The 259-nt window shown below is 49.0% G+C and carries 1 pseudogene; it reads left to right on the top strand.

The features are described 5' to 3' along the window. A pseudogene (locus tag LD028_RS09150) lies at nt 1–259 on the top strand (Fic family protein); the annotation flags it as partial.

Raw genomic sequence — 259 nt, 5'->3', positions numbered from 1 at the left:
AAGCACAAAGCAGAAAAGCGAACAGCGATGTGCGAGAAGCATTAAACTATTATGAAGCATTAGTGGCAGGGATGGATGCGCTGAAAGAGATCCCCATTTCGACTCGGTTGTTTAAGCAGTTGCATCGAATTTTGTTGTCAAACGATGTACGCGGATCCCATCGGTCGCCAGGGGAATTCCGAAGGGTGCAAAATTTCCTCGGTCCGGAAGGATGCACGATTGAAACCGCCACTTACATTCCTCCGGAGCCGCATCTTGT

The organism is Anoxybacillus sp. LAT27, assembly GCF_022030075.1.
Taxonomy (GTDB): domain Bacteria; phylum Bacillota; class Bacilli; order Bacillales; family Anoxybacillaceae; genus Anoxybacillus; species Anoxybacillus kestanbolensis.
The sequence above is the reverse complement of the archived record's forward strand: the minus strand, read 5'-3'. Positions and strand labels throughout refer to the sequence as shown.